Here is a 19,805-nt window from a genome sequence, read left to right as displayed (position 1 = left end):
GTGGCCATCTTCATCCAATCATCGCCGTCACGGCGTATGGGTCCCGGCTCCCGTGCGCAATTGCGCACTAGGCCGGCACGACGCTGGATAGAGCTGCTTTAATGACAAAACCCCTCGCCAACCGCATCGCTCTCGTCACCGGCGCCTCGCGCGGCATCGGCTTCGCCACGGCCAAGGCCCTGGCCAAGGCCGGCGCGCACATCGTTGCGGTGGCGCGCACGCAGGGCGGGCTGGAAGAGCTCGACGACGAGATCCGGAAAGGCGGCGGCAGCGCCACCCTGGTGCCGCTCAACCTCACCGATTCCGACGGCATCGCGCGGCTGGGCGCCGGCCTGCACGAGCGCTATGGCAAGGTCGACATCCTCATCGGCAATGCCGGCGTGCTCGGGCCCTCCTCGCCGATCGGCCATATCGAGCTGAAGGCCTTCAACGACGTGATGGCCCTGAATGTCTCCGCGAACTTCCAGCTGATCCGCTGCATGGAGCCACTGTTGAAGCAGTCCGATGCCGGCCGCGCCGTGTTCATCACCTCGGGTGCTGCCAACAAGGCCACCGCCTATGTCAGCCCCTACGCGGCGTCCAAGGCCGCGCTGGAAACGCTGGCCCGCGCCTGGGCGCAAGAGACCGCGAACACGAAGCTGCGCGTCAATCTGTTCAATCCCGGCCCGATCCGCACCCGGATGCGCGCCACCCTGATGCCGGGCGAGGATCCAGCGACGCTCGACACGCCCGAGCAGGTCGCCGAATTCATCGTGCCGATGTGCGCGCCCGAATGGACCGAGACCGGCAAGTTCTACGATTACAAGACGCGCAGCCTGATGAGCTTCCGCGCGCCGGCTTGATTGACTCGGACCGACAACGCAATCTTGACGTTCACGCAAAACGGCAAGTTCGCGGCTCGGATCGACAAGATCGAAAGCGCATCCAGAAATTCAAGCTGACATCGGACGCGCTCAAATAGCGTCTCAACGCATTTTGCCCAAAAGTTAACCGATCGATGACGCTACGACACAGCGTCATCCGGCTTTAGGCGCATTGCCGCCGGCCGTGGGACAGGCTAGAGCCATCAGCCGGAAACGAGGCTCCGCAAGAGGGCCGTCCGCATATTTGACAATGGAGGAAACCTTTCATGACCACGACATTCGCACGCCGCTCCGCGGCCCTTCTGGCCTGTGCCGCTTTCGGTTTTGCCACATCCGCCTACGCGCAGGACAAGACCGTCAAGATCGGCGTGCTCAACGACATGTCGAGCCTCTATGCCGACATCGGCGGTCCGAACTCGGTCGCCGCGGTGAAGATGGCGGTCGAGGATTCCGGGTTGAAGGCCAAGGGCTGGACCATCGAGGTCCTCTCCGGTGACCACCAGAACAAGCCCGACATCGGCGTCAACATTGCCCGGCAATGGATCGACGCCGACAAGGTCGATGCCATCGCAGATACTCCGAGTTCGGGCGTGGCGCTCGCAGTGAGCAACCTCGTCAAGGAAAAGAACTCGGTGCTGCTCAATTCGGGCGCGGCCACCGCCGACCTCACCGGCAAGGCCTGCACGCCCAACACCGTCTCCTTCACCTACGACACCTACATGCTCGCCAACGGCACCGGCAAGGCGCTGACCAAGGCGGGCGGCGACAGCTGGTTCTTCCTGACCGCGGACTACGCTTTCGGCCACGCGCTGGAGCGCGACACCAGCGCCGTCGTCACGGCCACCGGCGGCAAGGTGCTCGGCGGCGTCAAGCACCCGCTCAACACGGCCGACTTCTCCTCGTTCCTGCTGCAGGCGCAGTCCTCCAAGGCCAAGATCATTGGCCTCGCCAATGCGGGCGGCGACACCACGAACGCGATCAAGCAGGCCGCCGAATTCGGCATCGTCTCCGGCGGTCAGAAGCTCGCGGCGCTGCTGCTGTTCATCAACGACGTGCACTCGCTTGGCCTGAAGACCGCGCAGGGTCTGACCTTCACCGAGTCCTTCTATTGGGATCTCAACGACAAGACGCGCGAATGGTCGAAGCGCTTCCAGAAGGTCTCGCCGAAGGGATCGATGCCCTCGATGACGGTCGCGGGCCTCTATGCCGAGATCCTGCATTACCTGAAGGCGATGGACGCGCTCGGCGGCAATCCGCATGACGGCGCCAAGGTCGTCGCCAAGATGAAGGAGCTGCCGACCGACGACCCGCTGTTCGGCAAGGGCCCGCTGCGCGCCGATGGCCGCCGCCTCATCCCGGCCTATCTGTTCGAGGTGAAGAAGCCGGAAGAGTCGAAGGGACCGTGGGACTATTACAAGCTGGTCGCCACCATCGCACCGGAAGACGCGGCCAAGCCGCTCAAGGACAGCGATTGCCCGCTGGTGAAGAAGTAAGCGAGATCCCGTAGGGTGGGCAAAGGCGCCTAAGCGCCGTGCCCACCATCTCTCCGCAACATCGAGATGCGGTGGGCACGCTCCGCTTTGCCCACCCTACGAGACTACGAGACCATCTTCGCCGCCGCCAGCGACCGCATCGCGATCGCCACGCACACCACCATCAGCACCGCCGCAAGCAGGAACGGCGCGCCGGGCAGATGCAGCGGCGCGCTGGCGCCGATGAAATAGGAAAACGTCAGCGTGAACAGGAACGGGCCGACGAGCTGCGACACGCTCTGCACGCTTGCGGTCGCGCCCTGCAACTGGCCCTGCTGATCGGGTGCGACCAGCCGCGTCATCAGCGATTGCGAGGCGGCACCAGAAATGCCCCATAGCGACAAAATGGGAATGCCGAGCCAGGATAGCGGACCGGTCGGCGCAGCGCCCAAGACCACGAAGCCGATCGCGCCACAGCACAAGCCCAGCAGCAGCGCGTTCCGCTCGCCGAGCGCGCGCACGATCGGGCCGATGGCGAGCCCTTGCACCACCATGGCGCAGATGCCGACCATGGCGAGGGTCAGGCCCACGGTCTTGGAATCCCAGCCGTAGCGATAGGTCGCATAAAGCACGAAGGTCGATGGCAGCACGACATGCGCGACCTGCGCGATGAAATTGACGACCGACAAGGCGGCCAGCACCGCATTGGACCGCAGCAGGCGCAGCGCGCCGATCGGATTGGCACTTCGCCAGCGGAACGGCGCGCGCTTATCGGGCGAAAGCGATTCCGGCAGGACGAAGAGCCCATAGAGCGCATTGGCCAAGCTTAGGGCGGCCGAGGCCCAGAACGGCAGGCGCGGATCGATGTCGCCGAGCAGGCCGCCGAGCGCCGGGCCCAGGATGAAGCCGGCACCGAAGGCCGCACCAATCCTGCCGAAGATCGCCGCACGCCGTTCCGGCGGCGTGACATCCGAGATATAGGCGAAGGCGGTCGAGATGCTTGCCGAGGTGATGCCGGAGATCACGCGGCCGATGAACAGCCACACCAGCGACGGCGCCAGCGCCATCAGCACGTAGTCGGCCGCGAGCCCAAAATTCGACAGCAGCACCACCGGCCGGCGTCCGAAACGATCCGACAGCGCGCCGAGCAGCGGCGAGAACACGAACTGCATCAGCGCCCAGGCGGTGCCGAACAGGCCGAAGATACGGGCCGCGTGCGCGGTGTCGTTGTCGACGAAGCTCTCGATCAGCTTCGGGAGGATCGGCATGATCACGCCGAGCGCGAGCATGTCGAGCAGGATGGTGACGAAGATGAAGGCGACCGCGCCGCGCCGGACCGGCGCCGCGCCTTGCGCCATCGCCTCGCCGGCCCCGTCGCTCACGACGGCCGCTTGCGCTTATGCGCGAAGGGATTGGACTTCTCGCGCAAGGTGATGCGCACCGGCGTGCCCGGCAGCTCGAAGGTCTCGCGCATGGAATTGGTGAGGTAGCGCAGATAGGACTGCGGCACCGCATCGGCACGCGAGCAGAACAGCACGAAGCTCGGCGGGCGCGCCTTGTTCTGGGTGATGTAGTTCAGCTTCAGCCTGCGGCCGGACACCGCGGGCGGGGGATTGGCCTGAATCGCCTGCTCGAACCAGCGATTGAGCGCCGACGTCGGCACGCGCCGGTTCCAGATCGCGTAGGCATCCTGGATCGCCTGCATCAGGCGGTCGATGCCCTCGCCCATCAGGCCGGAGACGGCGACGATTGGCACGCCCTTGAGCTGTGGCAGCCAATGGTCGGCATCGCGGCGCAGGCTCGAGATCGCGCCACCGCCCTTGGTCTCCATCAGGTCCCATTTATTGACGGCGAGCACGACAGCCCGGCCCTCACGCTCGATCAGATCGGCGATGCGCAGATCCTGCTCCTCGAAGCGGTTCTGCGTGTCCATCATCAGCACGACGACTTCGGCAAAGCGCACCGCACGCAGCGCGTCGGCGACCGAGAGCTTTTCCAGCTTCTCCTCGATGCGGGAGCGCCGGCGCAGACCTGCGGTGTCGAACACCCGGAAATCGCGGCCCTTCCAATTGATCTCGACCGCGATGGAATCCCGCGTGGTGCCGGCTTCCGGGCTCGTCAGCAGGCGCTCCTCGCCGAGCAGGTGGTTGATCAGCGTCGACTTGCCGGCATTGGGCCGGCCGACGATGGCGACTCGGATCGGGCGCGTCGCCGCCTCTTCCTCCGAGAGCGGCGCGTCGTCCTCGGCCTCGTCCTCGTCGACGGGCTCCGGCATCAGTTGGCTGAGCGCATCGTAAAGCTCGCCCATGCCCTCGCCATGCTCGGCCGAGATCTGGATGGGATCGCCGAGGCCGAGCGCAAAGGCCTCCATCGCACCGGCATCGCCATGCTTGCCTTCGCTCTTGTTGGCGACCAGCAGCACCGGCTTGTTCGCCTTGCGGGCGAAATCGGCGAAGGCGCGATCGGTGGGCGTGAGGCCGATGCGGGCATCGATGACGAAGAACAGCGCGTCGGCCTGCGCAATCGCGGTCTCGGTCTGCTCCTGCATACGCGCGGTCAGCGAGCCCTTGGCACCCTCGTCGAGGCCGGCGGTGTCGATGATGATGAACTGGAGGTCGCCGAGCTTGGCCTCACCCTCGCGGCGGTCGCGGGTGACGCCCGGCAGGTCATCGACGAGCGCGAGCTTCTGTCCGACCAGGCGGTTGAACAGCGTCGATTTGCCGACATTGGGCCGGCCGATGATGGCGATCGTGAAGGACATCGGTCATTCGTGCGCTGCCGGGGCTGCGCCTGTCAATGCAATGGAGAATATCAGCGCGAGAAGCTGCCGCTTGGCAGTGGCGCAGGGAAAGCGCCTTGCGATTGCTGCTGCGTGGTCTGGGTCGGTTGCGCCTGCTGGACAGGCTGTTCTGGCGGCGGCGCGGTGGTGCGCTTGCGGACAATCTTGTGCTTGGGCGGCGGAGCAGCCGTGGGTGGCGCAGCCTCCGGCTGGGCCTCGCCATCGACCTCGCCGGCTGCGGGCGCGGCCGCCGTGGCGGCTGGCTGTCGGGACTTCGTCGCCTTGGTCCCCTTCGCAGGCTTGGCCGGCTCGGGCGGTGGCTCTGCAGGCAGAGCCGCGACGGCAGGCGCGTTCGGGTCCGGCTGCTGCTGCGCGCCCTTGTACATCTCCTTCGGCACGCCCTGCTCGAGGCCCGGCACGCCCTCGGGGAATACCGGCTTGCGGTCACCCGGCAGCTTCTTCTTGGTGTCGAGAAAGTCGAGCATGTCGCTCGGATCGAATCCGCCGCTGGAGCAGCCGCCCAACAGGCCCGTGAAGGCGATCAGGACGGTGGCTGCGATCAAACGTGGCGTGCGGCGCATCTTGTGTCTCGTTTGCGTCAGAGGGCCGTCGTCAGCTTTTGGCGACGGGCGGCAGCAGAGCCTGGAGCGCCTCGGCGCGCGAGCGCAGGCTGGGCGGCGTTTCGCCGTCTTCGGCAATCGCGTCGAGCCATTTGCGGGCCGCAGTCATGTCGTTGTTGCGCCAGGCCGACAACGCCAGCATCTCGCGGGCGCTGTGGCGGAAGGTCGATTTCGGCGCGGCGGAGGCTTCCAGCCGCTGCTGCATGTCGGCGTAGCTGGCGCTGTCGAGCAGCAAGCCGGCGGCCCGGATCTTGGCCAGATCCTGCCATTCGCCACCCACGCTGCGATCGGCGGCAATGTCGTCGTACATCTTCGCGGCGGCCTTGGGATCGCGGCTGGCGGCCTCGCCCGCAGCGCGCAACCGCGCCAGGGTGCGATAGCCGGACGGGGCCTTGGCGGCGAGCTCGGTGAAGGCCTTCTCGGCGTCCGCGTGCTTGTCCTGCTCGGACAGCTCGGCGGCCTTCTCGAAGGCCGCGCCGGCCTCGGCGGCCTTCTTGGACTCGAGATATTGGTAGCCGCGCCAGCCGCCGACGGCGGCCACGATCAGCACCATCAGGGCGATGAAGTAAATCGAATACTTGTCCCACAGCTTCTTGAGCTGTTCGCGACGTACTTCCTCGTCGACTTCGTCAAATAATTCAGACACTTATGCTAATCCCATGCCCGTCCGGGTACGCGCGCCAAAGCGTTCGCGTCAGGAATCCCGTCCCCTCGTGGCGGCGAGGTACCCTAACGATATGGCGGTGGCAAGGCAAAGCCAGCCCGATCAAGGCGTTAACCACCCGGGACAGCCCGGAGCCGCCTGCCCGGCTCAGCTTTCGAGCAGCTCCCGCAACTGCCGTTTCAGCACCTTGCCATTGGCGTTCCGTGGCAATGGCTCGGCGGTGATCGCCATGGTTTCGGGGACCTTGTAGTCGGACAGCCGCTCCGCGCACCAGTCCCGCAGAGCCTCGCTGGCGACCGGGCTACGCGTCACCACCACGGCGTGGACGCGCTCGCCCAGCACCGGGCAGGCCTTGGCAATGATCGCGCTCTCGATCACGGCGGGATGGCCGGCCAGCACGGATTCGACCTCGGCCGAATAGATCTTCAGCCCGCCGCGATTGATCATGTCCTTCTGCCGGTCGAACACCCGGACAAATCCCTCGGCGTCGACCGAGCCGAGGTCGCCGGAGTGCCAGAAGCCTCCGGTGAAGCTCTCGGCCGTGGCCTTCGGGTTGTTCCAATAGCCCTTGATCAAGGAGGCGCCCTGGATCCAGAGCTCGCCGATTTCGCCATGCGGCAGCTCGCGTCCATCCGCTCCCATCGCGACGATGCGCGCGCCCGGGCACGGCAGGCCGACGCTGTCGATATGGCTCTCCGTCAGCTCGCCCGGCATGATGGTCGAGGGCGACGTCGTCTCGGTCGCGCCATAGCAGTTCATCAGCTTCAGGCCGGGAATGTTCGCCTTGAGCTTCTCGATGATCGCGACTGGCATCGGCGCGCCGCCAAAGCCGCCGATGCGCCAGCTCGACAGGTCATAGCCGTCGAAATCCGGCTGCAGCAGGCAGAGATTGTACATCGCCGGCACCATCACGGTGTAGGTGACGCGCTCGCGCGCGGCGAGCTTGAGATAATCGGCCGCCTTGAACTCCGGCATGATGATCAGCGCGCCAGCGCAGCGGATCATGGTCGTGATGTTGGCGACGATGCCGGTGACGTGGCCGAGCGGCACCGCGGCGATCGACCGATCTCTCTCCGTCAACTGCAGGCAGGACACGAACACCATCGAAGAATGGATGATGTTGCAATGGGCCAGCATTGCGCCCTTCGGCTTGCCCGTCGTGCCCGAGGTGTAGAGGATCATCGCGGTGTCCTCCTCATTGACCTCGACCGGCGCAGGCGCCGGCGCGTTGTCGGCGAGCGCGGAGAAGCGCGACCGGGCCGGATCGTCGTCGATGGCGATGCGATGGATCACAGCGGGCACATCGCCCGGATCGGGCAGTCGTTCGGCGAGCGCGGCCTCATGGATCAGGATCTTGGCGCCGCAATCCGTGAGCACATAGGCGATCTCCGGCTTCTGCTGGCGCGTGCTGAGCAGCACCGTGACCAGCCCCTCATGCGCGGCGGCAAACAGCAGCAGCGGAAACTCGATGCGATTGCCAAGCAGGATGGCGACGCGGTCGCCGCGTTGCAGGCCGAGCTTGCGAAGACCGGACGCAATCCGCGCGGTCTGCTCGACGGCTTGTCGCCAGCTCAGGCGGACGTCGCCGCAAATCAGCGCCTCACCATCGCCATTGCGCGCGCAGGCTTCCGCAATCATCGCCCACAGGCTCGATGGCCGATCGCAAAATGCCGGCACCACCCGATCGCCAAAGCGCGCCTCGAACCGCATCGGCGGGATCTGAGATTGCGACCAGTCCATCGAAGGGTCCTCGGCTTGTTGCTCTTGTTATCTTCCGCGCATGGACACCGGGTGTCGTCTTGTGCTGACCGGCTAGACGCCGATCACGGGAACACCGATCACGACAGGGTGGAACGCAAACGCCAGCGCAAGATAAGCGACAACACCGACTGCGATCGCGATCAAATCATTTGTGACACCGCCGACCGGGATCGGCGGGCCGCCGGCATCGGTGCGATGCTTCAGCGTAATGCGATCATACACCGCCCAGCCCAGGAACGAGCCGAACAGGATGATGGAGCCGAGATCGCCGTTGGCGAGCAGATGCGCGGCCGCCCACAGCTTGATGCCGGCCAGCATCGGATGCTTCAGCGTCGCATAGATGCGGCCGCGCAGGTACGAGGCCACCACCAGTATGACCGCGGGCAGCATCAAGGCGAGCGTGATGTGCTTCAGCGCCTTCGGCGGATACCAGACGTCGATCCAGCCGGAGCTGCGGTAATGGGCAAAGCCCCAGATGATCAGCACGAGCCCCGCGAGCGAAACCAGCGAATAGAGGATCTTGTAGGTCCCCTCACCTAGTCGTGCGATTGCCTCAGCGCGCGCCTTTCGTTTCGTCGTGAAAATATGGGCGGCAAAAAACAGCACCAGCCCCAGGATCATGACCACCAGACCCATGACATCCTCCCCTAAAGCAGCCCCCGCCTCTGAGGTATCATCGATTGGCCGCCGGTCGCAACTGATGCGCTATTTTCCAAGCTCGCGATTGTCGACATAGCGGATCGCGATCGGCCTGCCCGCCAACGCGCCGCCGAGTCCGCCAGTGAATTTCAGCGGCAGACATGCCTGCAGCGACGCGTTGATGGCGTTCAGATAGGTCGTGCGGGTGCCGGCCGGCACGCCCGCGGTCGCGTATGTGAGGCGCGGCGGGCCGATCAGGCCACCCGCCTTGTTGAAGCTGAAGCGCACCGACATCTGCATGCCGGCGCGCGCGTTGTCCGATGGCGGCGACCAGCAGCTGCGCAGCTCGGCAAAGAGATCGCCGATCGTGTCGAGATCGTGATCGGGCTTCCGGTATTTGGCGCGGTCCGCCTCGGACGGCACGCTCTCGATCGTGACCTGGAGGTTCTGGCCGTAGGGGTAGTCGATTTCGGGAATGCAGGGGCCGGGCTCGAGCGGGCTGCAGTAGGACGGCGTGCAGGGCGGGCCATCGAGCACGCTGCACGGCTCGTGCGAGAACGGAATGGGGTTGATCTGGCGGGGCCGCGCGTCGGCGGCGACGGTCGATATCGCCAGCAGGAGAAAAACAATGATGCCGCGCCACATGCAGTGAGCTCGCAAGATCACATGAGTTGAAGGTGGCATTGCCTCCAACAACGTCAAGCCTGCGGCTGTTCACGTGCTCGCGTTCAAGTACACTGTCGTCGCCCGGCTTGACCGGGCGACCCAGTACGCCGAGACGGATGTGATTAAATCGAGAGGCCGCGGCGTACTGGATGCCCCGGTCAAGCCGGGGCATGACAGCGGAGGGTGTGCTTGCGCAGCGGAGGGTGTGGGTGTGGCTGCGCAGCGGAGGGTGTGGCTGCGGCGGCCGGGCGCGCGGCCACCCTACCCCTTCTTCTTGACGTCCTTGACGTTGGTGAACTCGATGCCCTCGGCGCGTTCCCTGGTGTAGCCGAGATAGAACTCGTTTCGCGCCAGATAGACTGGATCGCCGTCGACATCGTCGGCGATGCTGGAGGTGTTGGCGGCGATGAAGGTGTCGAGCTTCTTGCGATCCTCCGAGGAGACCCAGCGCGCAAGCTGGAACTCGCTCACCTCGAACTCGACCGGCAGTGAATATTCGGCCTCGAGCCGGGCTTTGAGCACATCGAGTTGGAGCGCGCCGACGACGCCGACCAGCGCGGGCGCACCGTCGCGCGGACGGAACACCTGCACCACGCCCTCCTCCGACATCTGCTGGAGCGCTTCCTTCAGCTTCTTCGCCTTCATCGCGTCGGTGAGACGAACGCGGCGGACGATTTCCGGCGCAAAGCTCGGCACGCCGACGAAGTTGAAATCCTCGCCCTCGGTCAGCGTGTCGCCGATGCGCAGCGTGCCGTGATTGGGAATGCCGACCACGTCGCCGGCAAAGGCCTCATCCGCTACCGAACGATCCTGCGCGAAGAAGAATTGCGGGCTCGACAGCGGCATGCTCTTGCCGGTGCGCACCAGCTTCGCCTTCATGCCGCGGCTGAGCTTGCCCGAACAGAGCCGCGCAAACGCAATGCGGTCGCGATGGTTCGGATCCATGTTGGCCTGGATCTTGAACACGAAGGCGCTCATGCGCGGATCGGTGGCTTCGACCTTGCGCTGGTCGCTGTCCTGCGCGCGCGGCTCGGGCGCGAACTTGCCGAGGCCTTCCAGCAAGTCGCCGACGCCGAAATTGCGCAGCGCGCTGCCGAAATAGACCGGCGTCAGATGACCTTCGCGGAATGCTTCGAGCTCGAACGGTTTTGACGCTTCGGTGACGAGCTCGAGCTCGTCCTTCACCGCTGTTACGTCGAGGTTCGCATTGAGCTTGGCGAGCTCGGCGATCTCGATCTGCTGCGCCGCGCCGGTCTTGGCGCCGCCACCTTCGAGCAGACGCACGCCGCCATTGACGACGTCATAAGTGCCGAGGAAGTCGCGGCCGCGGCCGACCGGCCAGGTCATCGGCGTGGTGTCGAGCGCCAGCGTCTTCTCGATCTCGTCGAGCAGCTCGAAGACATCCCGGCTCTCGCGATCCATCTTGTTTATGAAGGTGATGATCGGGATATCCCGAAGACGACACACCTCGAACAGCTTCCGGGTGCGCGCCTCGATGCCCTTGGCGGCGTCGATCACCATCACGGCGGAATCGACCGCCGTCAGCGTACGGTACGTGTCTTCCGAAAAGTCCTCGTGGCCCGGCGTGTCCAGCAGGTTGAAGACGAGGCCTTCGAACTCGAAGGTCATCACCGAGGTCACGACCGAGATGCCGCGCTCGCGCTCGATCTTCATCCAGTCCGAACGTGTGTTGCGCCGCTCGCCCTTGGCCTTGACCTGGCCGGCGAGGTTAATGGCGCCGCCGAACAGCAGCAGCTTCTCGGTCAGCGTGGTCTTGCCGGCGTCGGGGTGAGAGATGATCGCAAAGGTCCGCCGCCGCGACACTTCAGCAGCAAGCGGGGAACGGGCCGGCGATTCGGCTGCGGTGGTGGCGATGTCGGACATGGCGGGAGCGTTTGGCAGGGAAAATGGGCCTGATCAAGCCTCATTTGGTGATTGCGGAGCCCTCCGGCCAGCCCCATATCGCCCTTTGGGAGGGACGGCCCTCCCGTTCATAGGTCATTGCCTGCGGGGACGACCCTGCCTTGAACTGAGGGTCGTCATGGCCTGGAGCATTTTGTTCGTCGCCGGTCTTCTCGAGATCACCTGGGCCATCGGCCTGAAATATACCGAGGGCTTTAGCAAGTTTGTTCCGTCGGTCGTTACGCTGGCGGCCATGGCCGGCAGCATCATCCTGCTCGGGGTTGCTCTCAAATCACTGCCCGTCGGAACCGCCTACGCAGTCTGGACCGGAATCGGCGCGGTCGGCACCGCGACGCTGGGCATCATCCTGTTCGGCGAGCCCGCGACCGCTTTCCGACTCGCCAGCATCGCCTTGATCATCGCCGGAATTATCGGATTGAAGCTCGTTACTTGACGATCTGGACCGCCCACCAGCTCAGCGCGGCCACCAGGGCCGCGGCCGGGATCGTGATCACCCAGGCATAGACGATCGAGCTCGCGACATTCCAGCGCACCGCCGAGACACGGCGGGCGGCGCCGACGCCGACGATGGCGCCGGTGATGGTGTGGGTGGTCGAGACGGGAACGCCGAGGAAGGTCGCCATGAACAGGGTCACAGCGCCGCCGGTCTCGGCGCAAAAGCCCTGCATCGGGGTCAATTTGGTGATGCGCAGGCCCATGGTGCGGACGATGCGCCAGCCGCCCATCAGCGTGCCCAGTGCCATTGCGGCCTGGCAGGACAGCACCACCCAGAACGGCACGGAGAATTCGCTGCCGAGATGGCCCTGCGAATAGAGCAGCACGGCGATGATACCCATGGTCTTCTGGGCGTCATTGCCGCCATGGCCGAGCGAATAGAGCGAGGCGGAGGCGAATTGCAGGATGCGGAAGGCGCGGTCGACCGCGAACGGTGTCGAGCGCACCGAGGCCCAGGACACGATCGCCACCAGCATCATCGCGAGCAGGAAGCCGACGAGGGGCGACAGCACGATCGCCAGCACCGTCTTGGACAACCCGCTCCACACCGCCGCCGAAATGCCCGCCTTGGCCATGCCGCCACCGACGAGGCCGCCGATCAGCGCATGCGACGACGAGGACGGGATGCCGAGCGCCCAGGTCACGATGTTCCAGACGATGGCCCCGACCAAGGCCGCGAAGATCACCTGGGCGTCGACGATCGAGGGATCGATGATGCCGGTGCCGATGGTCTGGGCGACGTGCAGACCGAACACCATGAAGGCGACGAAATTGAAGAACGCGGCCCAGAACACTGCGAATTGTGGCCGCAACACGCGGGTCGAGACGATGGTCGCGATCGAATTGGCGGCGTCGTGCAGGCCGTTCAGGAAGTCGAACAGCAGCGCGACGGCGATCAAGCCGACCAGGACGGGAAAACCCAACGCAGCATCCACGGCGCGGCCCCTGCCTTAAAGCTTACGCATGATCCGAGCGGAAAACCGCTGCACACTTTTCCGCATCATGCGCTACACTTGCTCGATGACGATGCTGTTGATCTCGTTGGCGACGTCATCAAAGCGGTCGGCCACCTTCTCGAGATGGTCGTAGATCTCAACGCCGACGATGAAGTCCATCGCGTTGCCGTTGCGATGCTTGAGGAACAGCTCCTTCAGCCCGATGTCGTGGAGGTCGTCGACACGGCCCTCCAGCTTGCCCAGCTCTTCCGTGATCGCGCTCAGCATGGCGACGTTCGGGCCGATCGACTGCATCAGCGGCAGCGCGCGTCCCACCAGATTGGCGCATTCGATCAGAAGCCCGCCGATCTCGCGCATCGGCGGCTCGAAGGCGCGGACCTCGAACAGCATCACGGCCTTCGCCGTCTGCTGCATCTGGTCGATGGCGTCGTCCATCGAGGTGATCAGGTTCTTGATGTCGCCGCGGTCGAACGGGGTGATGAAGGTGCGGCGCACTGCCGTCAGCACCTCGCGGGTGATGTTGTCGGCGTCGTTCTCGAACTGATTGACGCGCTGGCAATAGACCGGCGTCTCCTCGCCCCCGTTGAGCATGCCCTGGAGCGCGATCGAGCCCTGGATCACGGTCTGGGCATGACGGTCGAACAGGTCGAAGAACCGTTCTTCCTTGGGCAGGAAAGCACGAAACCATCGCATCATGGGGACAGGCTACCGGTTGGAAATGGCCCGGCCCGGAAGGGCCGTCATGAAACTGTCATAGACCATTTTCGATCCACGCGCGTGTGATCTCGCGCCCGCGGAGCCGGGTCATCCACCGCTTTCAAGCGACCTGTAAACAGATTTAAAATCAGTTACTTAGAGCGATCTCCGGAAGTAATGCGCGATTTCACCGATGACGCCACGGCGGAAGGTGAGCACGCAGATCACGAAGATCCCACCCTGGATCACCGTCACCCACTGGCCGAAGCCCGCCAGATATTGCTGCATGGCGATGATCACGAAGGCGCCGATCACGGGACCGAAAATGGTTCCGAGGCCACCGACCAGCGTCATCAGCACGACTTCGCCCGACATCGACCAGTGCACGTCGGTGAGCGAGGCGTTCTGCGCCACGAACACTTTCAGCGCCCCGGCAAAGCCGGCCAGCGTGCCCGATAGGATGAAGGCCAGGAACTTGTACTGGTCGGTGCGGTAGCCGAGCGAGATCGCCCGCTGCTCATTCTCGCGGATCGACTTCAGCACCTCGCCGAACGGCGAGTTGATGATGCGGAAGATCAAGAGGAAGCCGGCGAGGAAGCCGACCAGCACGACGTAATAAAGCACCGTCGGCTTGGACAGATCGAACACGCCGAACATGTGCCCTTGCGGAATGCCCTGGATGCCGTCCTCGCCGTGCGTGAACGGCGCCTGGAGGTAGATGAAGTAGAGGAGCTGCGACAGCGCCAGGGTGATCATCGAGAAATAGATGCCCTGGCGGCGGATCGAGATGTAGCCGGTCACGATCGACAGCACGAACGCAGAGGCGATGCCGACGAGGATGCCAAGCTCGGGCGGAAGCGCCCAGACCTTCAACGCATGCGCACTGCAATAGCCCGCGGTCCCCAGGAACATGGCGTGGCCGAACGACAGCAGTCCGCCATAGCCGACCAGCAGATTGAAGGCGCACGCGAGCAGCGCAAAGCACAACGCCTGCATCACGAAGAACGGATAGACTCCCGTGAACGGCACCGCCGCCAAAAGCAGGGCCATCACCACGAACACGATCATCTCGTCGCGCATGGCGCGAGGGGTTGTCGGCAGCGTGTCGTCCGTCAGGGTCGTCATGTCAGGCTGCCCTTCCCGTCAATCCCGTTGGCTTCACCAAGAGCACCAGCACCATCAGCACGAACACGACGGTGTTGGAGGCCTCGGGGTAGAAATATTTGGTCAGGCCCTCGATCACGCCGAGCGCAAAGCCGGTGATGATGGAGCCCATGATCGATCCCATGCCGCCGATCACGACCACCGCGAACACGACGATGATGAGGTCGGCACCCATCAGCGGACGCACCTGGTTGATCGGCGCCGAGAGCACGCCGGCGAGCGCGGCAAGGCCGACACCGAGACCGTAAGTCAGCGTGATCATGCGCGGCACGTTGATGCCGAAGGCGCGCACCAGCGTCGGGTTTTCAGTGGCGGCGCGCAGGTAAGCCCCGAGCTGCGTCTTCTCGATCAGGAACCAGGTCGCAAGGCACACCGCCAGCGAGAACACGACGACCCAGCCGCGATAGACGGGTAAGAACATGAAGCCGAGATTCATGCCGCCCCTGAGCTGGTCCGGAATGGCGTAAGGCAGACCGGAGGAGCCAAAGTAGTTCTGGAACACGCCCTGTACGATCAGCGCGATGCCGAAGGTCAGGAGCAGGCCGTAGAGATGGTCGAGCCCGGTCAGCCATTGCAGCATGGTCCGCTCCAGGATCATGCCGAAGATGCCGACGATGATGGGCGCGAGCAGCAACGCCCACCAATAGTTGATGCCGCCGAGGTTCAACAGGAAATAGGCGACGAACGCGCCCATCATGTAGAGCGCGCCATGGGCGAAATTGATGATGTTGAGCATGCCGAAGATCACGGCAAGCCCGAGACTGAGCAGCGCGTAGAACGAGCCGTTGATCAGTCCCACCAGTAGCTGAGCGTATAGAGCCTGCATCGATCTCGTACCCAGTCCCGTTTTGTTGACGACGGTGCCCGCCAGCGGACGCTGTCGGTACTACTTCTTCACCAGCGGACAGGCGCTTTCCGAGAGCGGCCTGAAAGCCTGGTCTGCCGCCGTCGTGCCGATCAGCTTGTAGTAGTCCCACGGCCCCTTGGATTCCTCGGGCTTCTTGACCTCGAACAGATAGGCGGGATGGAGCTTGCGGCCGTCCGCGCGGATCGTGCCCTTGCCGAACAGTGGATCGTCCGTCGGCATTTCCTTCATCTTGGCGACCACCTTGGCGCCATCGTGCGGATTGCCACCCAAGGCTTCCAGCGTCTTGAAATAATGGATCAGGCCCGAATAGACGCCGGCCTGCACCATCGAAGGCATCGCCTTGTTCTTCATCTTTTCGGAGAAACGCTTGGAGAAGGCCCGGGTGCCGTCGTTCAAATCCCAATAGAAGGTTTCGGTGAAGTTCAGCCCCTGCGCCACTTTCAATCCGAGCGCATGGACGTCGGTGATGAACAGCAGAAGCCCGGCGAGCTTCTGGCCGCCTGCGACGATGCCGAATTCCGCCGCCTGCTTGATCGTGTTGGTGGTATCACCACCGGCGTTTGCCATACCGATGATCTTGGCTTTCGACGCCTGCGCCTGCAGGAGGAACGAGGAGAAGTCCGCGGTATTGAGCGGATGCTTGACGCTCCCGATCACCTTGCCGCCTGATTTGACCACCACCGCAGCGGTGTCGCGCTCGAGCGCGTGACCAAAGGCGTAGTCGGCGGTCAGAAAGTACCAGGTGTCGCCGCCGGCCTTCACCAGCGCCTGTCCCGTGCTGTTGGCCAGCATGTAGGTGTCGTAGACCCAGTGGATGGTGTTCGGCGAGCACTGCGCGTTGGTCAGATCGGACGTCGCCGCACCCGTGTCGATCAGAATCGAATTCTTTTCCCTGACGACATTGTTCACCGCCAGCGCCACGCCGGAGTTCAGCACGTCCATGAAGACGTCGACCTTCTCGACATCGATCCACTGCCGCGCGATCGCGGTGCCGATGTCGGGCTTGTTCTGATGGTCGGCGGAGATGAGATCGACCTTCCAACCCTTGGCTGCAAGCCCGGAATCCTCGATCGCCATCTGCGCGGCCAGCGTCGAGCCGGGACCTCCAAGGTCGGCGTAGAGCCCGGAGTTGTCGGTGAGCACGCCGATCTTGATGGTCTTGTCCTGCGCCATCGCGCCGCTTGTCGCGGCAAGCGCCAGCGCGGTGCCGAGCAGAAATGAAGCGATCGACCGGGTGTTCATGCGGCTTCCCTCTCTAAATATTCTCGTTGGTTCTAACTTCTTGGGCAGTTCTAGACGCCGAGATAGGTGTGGAGCTTGTCCATGTTGGCGGCAAGCTCGGCGTTGGAAAAACCGTCAATGATCTTGCCGTGCTCGACCACGTAATAGCGGTCCGCCACCGTCGATGCGAAGCGGAAGTTCTGCTCGACCAGGAGGATGGTGAAGCCCTCCTTCTTGAGTCGCGCAATGGTATGGCCGATCTGCTGGATGATGACGGGCGCAAGGCCCTCGGTCGGCTCGTCCAGCATCAGGAAGCTCGCGCCGGTGCGCAGGATGCGCGCGATCGCGAGCATCTGCTGCTCGCCGCCCGACAGCTTGGTGCCCTGGCTGTTGAGCCGCTCCTTCAGGTTCGGGAACAGGTCGAAGATCTGATCGAGCGGCAGCCCGCCTTCGCGGACCACCGGCGGCAGCATCAGATTCTCGCGCACGTCGAGACTGGAGAATATGCCCCGCTCCTCGGGACAGAACGCGATGCCCATGCGCGCGATCTTGTCGGAGGTCGCGCGGATGATGTCCTGATTGTTGAACTTCACCGAGCCCGAGCGCTTGCCGATGATGCCCATGATCGACTTCAACGTGGTCGTCTTGCCGGCGCCGTTGCGCCCGAGCAGGGTGACGACCTCGCCCGCATTCACGTCGAAGTTGATCCCGTGCAGGATGTGGGACTCGCCGTACCAGGCTTCGAGGTTGCGGACTTGAAGGATGTTTCCGCCGGTCGCAGCCTTTGCCGGAGCCTGGGCGATCGCAGTGTCAGGCATGACCGGCTCCCAGATAGGCTTCCTTGACGCGCTCGTCCTTGGTGAGCTCGGAGTAATGGCCTTGCGCCAGCACCTGGCCGCGCGTCAGCACGGTGATGATGTCGGAGAGATTGGCCACGACGCTCAAATTATGCTCGACCATCAGAATGGTATATTTCGCGGAGATGCGCTTGATCAGCGCCGCGATCTTGTCGATGTCCTCGTGACCCATGCCGGCCATCGGCTCGTCCAGCAGCATCATCTCGGGGTCGAGCGCGAGCGTCGTTGCGATCTCCAGTGCGCGCTTGCGCCCGTACGGCATCTCGACCGCGGGCGTATTGGCAAACTCGCTGAGGCCGACATCGTTCAACAGCTCGCGCGCGCGATCGTTGAAGCGGTTGAGCACGGACTTGGAACGCCAGAAGTCGAACGAAGAGCCGTGCTGGCGCTGAAGTGCGACGCGGACGTTCTCCAGCGCCGTGAGATGCGGAAACACGGCCGAAATCTGGAAGGAGCGAACCAAGCCCATGCGGGCCACATCCGCCGGCGCCATCGCAGTGATGTCCTGCCCCTTGTACAGGATCTTTCCGGCAGACGGTTTAAGGAACTTGGTCAAAAGATTGAAGCACGTCGTCTTGCCGGCGCCGTTCGGCCCGATCAACGCATGAATGCTCCCACGGCGAACCTTGAGCGCAACGTCGCGGACGGCGAAGAAGCCCGCGAACTCCTTGGTCAAGCCTTCCGTTTCGAGAATGAACTCATCGGCCAAACAGATTTCCCCCTGCCCGCGCGACGCGCTGGCCGCGCGTGGCTGTCCTTGTTGACTTCGGCTTTCCGGAGGCCTTGCAGCCCATCCGGAGCGCCGCCTCCCGGCGCGGAATATGCCGGAGGTGACGGGGGTTAGGCAAGGCGGAAAGCTGAGCAGATCAGGCCTCCGGCTGGGATACAAATGCTCCCTTAGTCGGAGATGCTTTTGATGTCGTGCCTGCCCGGCCTCCCGGTTCGCGAAGCACCGGTCATCAAGCCGTCGTTAACGGTCTTTCGTCTCCCGCGCCAGCCTTCATAGAAAATTTTCCCGCGGCGAGGATCATGTGCGGGTTTTGACATGCCGGGAATATTGTTTTGGATTTCGCAAGCACCGCGCCCTCCGTCGTCAAGTCGATCAGGCAGCGTGATCTCCTGAACACGTGGCTGCGACTTTATGCGCGCCAGCAGGTCGCACCGGCGATCTGGGAGTACCAGCCTGCGCGACTCGAGGAAGAGCTGTCCGATCTCATCTATTACACGGTGGACAATTCGACGCCGACGCCGCACCTGACCATCCAGAGCGAAGGCACGCGCATCTCGCGCGCTTATGGAAATACCGGCAAGGGCACCCTGCTGCACGACTATGTCGGACCGCGGCTCGCGCCCTTCGTGATGCCGATCTATCGCGAATGCGTCGCGCGCGCGCTTCCGATCTATAGCGTTGCCGACATCGATGACATCTACGGTCGCATCGTCGCCTATGAACGGCTGCTGCTGCCGTTCCTGACCGAGGACAAGGTCAGCCACGTCATCGCGTCGGTGAAGACCTTCTGCGAAGACGGCGGCTTCGAGATCAAGAATCTGATGCGCGGAAATGACGCGCCGCCGCGTCCGAGGCTGCGCGCCGTAATTGACCGCGACCTCTTTCATCGTGCGCCCGGCCGCATCGCAGCGGCCGATGTGGTCGAGCTCGCCGACCAATCCAGCCCAAGCGTCACCGCCGAGATCATCGAGCTGAACTAACGCGCCTTGGCCCCCACGTTCTTGGCTCCAACTTCCTTTGCATAGATCTCCGGCTTGAAGCCGACCAGCAGCTTGCCGCCGATTTCCAGCACCGGCCGCTTGATCATCGATGGTTGCGCTAGCATCAACGCCAGCGCCTTCTTCTCATCGAGGCCTTCCTTGTCGGAATCGGAATCGGAGAGCTTCTTGAAGGTCGTCCCGGCGCGATTGAGCAACGTCTCCCAGCCGACCTTGTCACTCCACTGCTTGAGCTTGTCCTTCTCGACTCCCGCCGTCTTGTAGTCGTGAAACGCGTAAGGCACGCCATAGCTGTCGAGCCACGTACGCGCCTTTTTCATGGTGTCGCAGTTCTTGATACCGTAGATGATGTTGGGCAAGTCGTTCCTCGCGCATGCGTCGTATCGTGACCGCCGCGTTGTACGAAACTCCGGTTCGCGCGGCAATATTCCCA

At 63.9% G+C, this 19,805-nt stretch carries 20 protein-coding genes; 4 read left to right on the top strand and 16 right to left on the bottom strand.

Annotated elements, in window-relative coordinates; translation table 11 throughout:
* The first annotated feature begins 101 nt into the window (after window positions 1-101).
* Window positions 102-842 (top strand): SDR family NAD(P)-dependent oxidoreductase, encoded by a 741-nt coding sequence (locus tag BLV07_RS35120; RefSeq protein ID WP_091895010.1) that lies wholly within the window; start codon window positions 102-104, stop codon window positions 840-842.
* 287 nt (window positions 843-1,129) lie between these two features.
* On the top strand, window positions 1,130-2,356 hold the full coding sequence (locus tag BLV07_RS35115) for an ABC transporter substrate-binding protein (RefSeq protein WP_091895008.1): 1,227 nt from the start codon (window positions 1,130-1,132) through the stop codon (window positions 2,354-2,356).
* A gap of 104 nt (window positions 2,357-2,460) precedes the next feature.
* Here the strand turns inward: BLV07_RS35115 and BLV07_RS35110 are convergent, their stop codons facing one another.
* The 8 genes from BLV07_RS35110 to BLV07_RS35075 all read right to left on the bottom strand — a co-directional run bounded on the left by BLV07_RS35110 (window position 2,461) and on the right by BLV07_RS35075 (window position 11,348).
* Entirely contained in the window at window positions 2,461-3,717 is a 1,257-nt protein-coding gene (locus BLV07_RS35110; RefSeq protein ID WP_091895006.1) for a TCR/Tet family MFS transporter, read from the bottom strand.
* Window positions 3,714-5,096, bottom strand: coding sequence for a ribosome biogenesis GTPase Der (gene der, locus BLV07_RS35105; protein ID WP_091895004.1), 1,383 nt, complete (start codon window positions 5,094-5,096; stop codon window positions 3,714-3,716). The genes BLV07_RS35110 and der overlap by 4 nt, the downstream gene beginning before the upstream one ends.
* A 50-nt stretch (window positions 5,097-5,146) precedes the next feature.
* Window positions 5,147-5,695 carry a hypothetical protein gene (locus BLV07_RS35100; protein WP_091895002.1) on the bottom strand — a complete coding sequence of 183 codons (549 nt, stop codon included), beginning with the start codon at window positions 5,693-5,695 and terminating at the stop codon, window positions 5,147-5,149.
* A 31-nt stretch (window positions 5,696-5,726) separates the two neighbouring features.
* Window positions 5,727-6,380 (bottom strand): tetratricopeptide repeat protein, encoded by a 654-nt coding sequence (locus tag BLV07_RS35095; RefSeq protein WP_091895000.1) that lies wholly within the window; start codon window positions 6,378-6,380, stop codon window positions 5,727-5,729.
* Between the two features lie 165 nt (window positions 6,381-6,545).
* Window positions 6,546-8,138, bottom strand: coding sequence for a class I adenylate-forming enzyme family protein (locus BLV07_RS35090; protein WP_091894998.1), 1,593 nt, complete (start codon window positions 8,136-8,138; stop codon window positions 6,546-6,548).
* A gap of 72 nt (window positions 8,139-8,210) precedes the next feature.
* Window positions 8,211-8,795: an NnrU family protein gene (locus BLV07_RS35085; protein ID WP_091894996.1), complete on the bottom strand. Its 585-nt coding sequence runs from the start codon at window positions 8,793-8,795 to the stop codon at window positions 8,211-8,213.
* Between the two features lie 69 nt (window positions 8,796-8,864).
* The gene (locus BLV07_RS35080) at window positions 8,865-9,443 is read right to left on the bottom strand and encodes a UCP034077 family protein (protein ID WP_176945958.1); all 579 of its coding nucleotides are present in this window, start codon (window positions 9,441-9,443) and stop codon (window positions 8,865-8,867) included.
* 282 nt (window positions 9,444-9,725) lie between these two features.
* The gene (locus tag BLV07_RS35075) at window positions 9,726-11,348 is read right to left on the bottom strand and encodes a peptide chain release factor 3 (protein WP_091894992.1); all 1,623 of its coding nucleotides are present in this window, start codon (window positions 11,346-11,348) and stop codon (window positions 9,726-9,728) included.
* 157 nt (window positions 11,349-11,505) lie between these two features.
* Here BLV07_RS35075 and sugE point away from each other — a divergent pair, with 157 nt between their 5' ends.
* Entirely contained in the window at window positions 11,506-11,820 is a 315-nt protein-coding gene (gene sugE / locus BLV07_RS35070; RefSeq protein WP_091894991.1) for a quaternary ammonium compound efflux SMR transporter SugE, read from the top strand.
* Here the strand turns inward: sugE and BLV07_RS35065 are convergent.
* The 7 genes from BLV07_RS35065 to BLV07_RS35035 all read right to left on the bottom strand — a co-directional run bounded on the left by BLV07_RS35065 (window position 11,813) and on the right by BLV07_RS35035 (window position 18,353).
* Window positions 11,813-12,817, bottom strand: a complete 1,005-nt coding sequence (locus BLV07_RS35065) for an inorganic phosphate transporter (protein ID WP_091894989.1) — start codon at window positions 12,815-12,817, stop codon at window positions 11,813-11,815. The genes sugE and BLV07_RS35065 overlap by 8 nt on opposite strands.
* Window positions 12,818-12,889: 72 nt before the next feature.
* Window positions 12,890-13,534 carry a DUF47 domain-containing protein gene (locus BLV07_RS35060; RefSeq protein WP_091894987.1) on the bottom strand — a complete coding sequence of 215 codons (645 nt, stop codon included), beginning with the start codon at window positions 13,532-13,534 and terminating at the stop codon, window positions 12,890-12,892.
* A 156-nt stretch (window positions 13,535-13,690) separates the two neighbouring features.
* Entirely contained in the window at window positions 13,691-14,659 is a 969-nt protein-coding gene (locus BLV07_RS35055) for a branched-chain amino acid ABC transporter permease (RefSeq protein WP_091894985.1), read from the bottom strand.
* 1 nt (window position 14,660) lies between these two features.
* The gene (locus BLV07_RS35050; protein ID WP_025035788.1) at window positions 14,661-15,524 is read right to left on the bottom strand and encodes a branched-chain amino acid ABC transporter permease; all 864 of its coding nucleotides are present in this window, start codon (window positions 15,522-15,524) and stop codon (window positions 14,661-14,663) included.
* 60 nt (window positions 15,525-15,584) lie between these two features.
* The gene (locus tag BLV07_RS35045; protein ID WP_091894983.1) at window positions 15,585-16,808 is read right to left on the bottom strand and encodes an ABC transporter substrate-binding protein; all 1,224 of its coding nucleotides are present in this window, start codon (window positions 16,806-16,808) and stop codon (window positions 15,585-15,587) included.
* Window positions 16,809-16,858: 50 nt separating this feature from the next.
* Entirely contained in the window at window positions 16,859-17,605 is a 747-nt protein-coding gene (locus BLV07_RS35040; protein ID WP_091894981.1) for an ABC transporter ATP-binding protein, read from the bottom strand.
* Window positions 17,598-18,353: an ABC transporter ATP-binding protein gene (locus tag BLV07_RS35035; protein ID WP_008551999.1), complete on the bottom strand. Its 756-nt coding sequence runs from the start codon at window positions 18,351-18,353 to the stop codon at window positions 17,598-17,600. Before BLV07_RS35035 ends, BLV07_RS35040 begins: the two co-directional genes overlap by 8 nt.
* A 353-nt stretch (window positions 18,354-18,706) precedes the next feature.
* On the opposite strand from BLV07_RS35035, the gene BLV07_RS35030 reads away from it, so the two are divergent.
* The gene (locus tag BLV07_RS35030) at window positions 18,707-19,354 is read left to right on the top strand and encodes a hypothetical protein (RefSeq protein WP_091894979.1); all 648 of its coding nucleotides are present in this window, start codon (window positions 18,707-18,709) and stop codon (window positions 19,352-19,354) included.
* Here BLV07_RS35030 and BLV07_RS35025 read toward each other — a convergent pair.
* The gene (locus BLV07_RS35025) at window positions 19,351-19,731 is read right to left on the bottom strand and encodes an ArsC family reductase (RefSeq protein ID WP_091894977.1); all 381 of its coding nucleotides are present in this window, start codon (window positions 19,729-19,731) and stop codon (window positions 19,351-19,353) included. The two genes, BLV07_RS35030 and BLV07_RS35025, sit on opposite strands and share 4 nt — an antisense overlap.
* Between the last annotated feature and the right edge of the window lie 74 nt (window positions 19,732-19,805).

This window comes from Bradyrhizobium sp. Rc2d, from assembly GCF_900099855.1.
Classification (GTDB): Bacteria; Pseudomonadota; Alphaproteobacteria; order Rhizobiales; family Xanthobacteraceae; genus Bradyrhizobium.
This window is presented reverse-complemented; position numbering and strand designations above follow the sequence as displayed.

Coding starts and splice junctions, on each gene's coding strand:
- BLV07_RS35055 (WP_091894985.1), bottom strand. CDS start 14,659: ATGACGACCCTGACGGACGACACGCTGCCGACAACCCCTCGCGCCATG.
- BLV07_RS35050 (WP_025035788.1), bottom strand. CDS start 15,524: ATGCAGGCTCTATACGCTCAGCTACTGGTGGGACTGATCAACGGCTCG.
- BLV07_RS35100 (WP_091895002.1), bottom strand. CDS start 5,695: ATGCGCCGCACGCCACGTTTGATCGCAGCCACCGTCCTGATCGCCTTC.
- BLV07_RS35080 (WP_176945958.1), bottom strand. CDS start 9,443: ATGTGGCGCGGCATCATTGTTTTTCTCCTGCTGGCGATATCGACCGTC.
- der (WP_091895004.1), bottom strand. CDS start 5,096: ATGTCCTTCACGATCGCCATCATCGGCCGGCCCAATGTCGGCAAATCG.
- BLV07_RS35075 (WP_091894992.1), bottom strand. CDS start 11,348: ATGTCCGACATCGCCACCACCGCAGCCGAATCGCCGGCCCGTTCCCCG.
- BLV07_RS35090 (WP_091894998.1), bottom strand. CDS start 8,138: ATGGACTGGTCGCAATCTCAGATCCCGCCGATGCGGTTCGAGGCGCGC.
- BLV07_RS35085 (WP_091894996.1), bottom strand. CDS start 8,795: ATGGGTCTGGTGGTCATGATCCTGGGGCTGGTGCTGTTTTTTGCCGCC.
- BLV07_RS35045 (WP_091894983.1), bottom strand. CDS start 16,808: ATGAACACCCGGTCGATCGCTTCATTTCTGCTCGGCACCGCGCTGGCG.
- BLV07_RS35120 (WP_091895010.1), top strand. CDS start 102: ATGACAAAACCCCTCGCCAACCGCATCGCTCTCGTCACCGGCGCCTCG.
- sugE (WP_091894991.1), top strand. CDS start 11,506: ATGGCCTGGAGCATTTTGTTCGTCGCCGGTCTTCTCGAGATCACCTGG.
- BLV07_RS35115 (WP_091895008.1), top strand. CDS start 1,130: ATGACCACGACATTCGCACGCCGCTCCGCGGCCCTTCTGGCCTGTGCC.
- BLV07_RS35040 (WP_091894981.1), bottom strand. CDS start 17,605: ATGCCTGACACTGCGATCGCCCAGGCTCCGGCAAAGGCTGCGACCGGC.
- BLV07_RS35060 (WP_091894987.1), bottom strand. CDS start 13,534: ATGATGCGATGGTTTCGTGCTTTCCTGCCCAAGGAAGAACGGTTCTTC.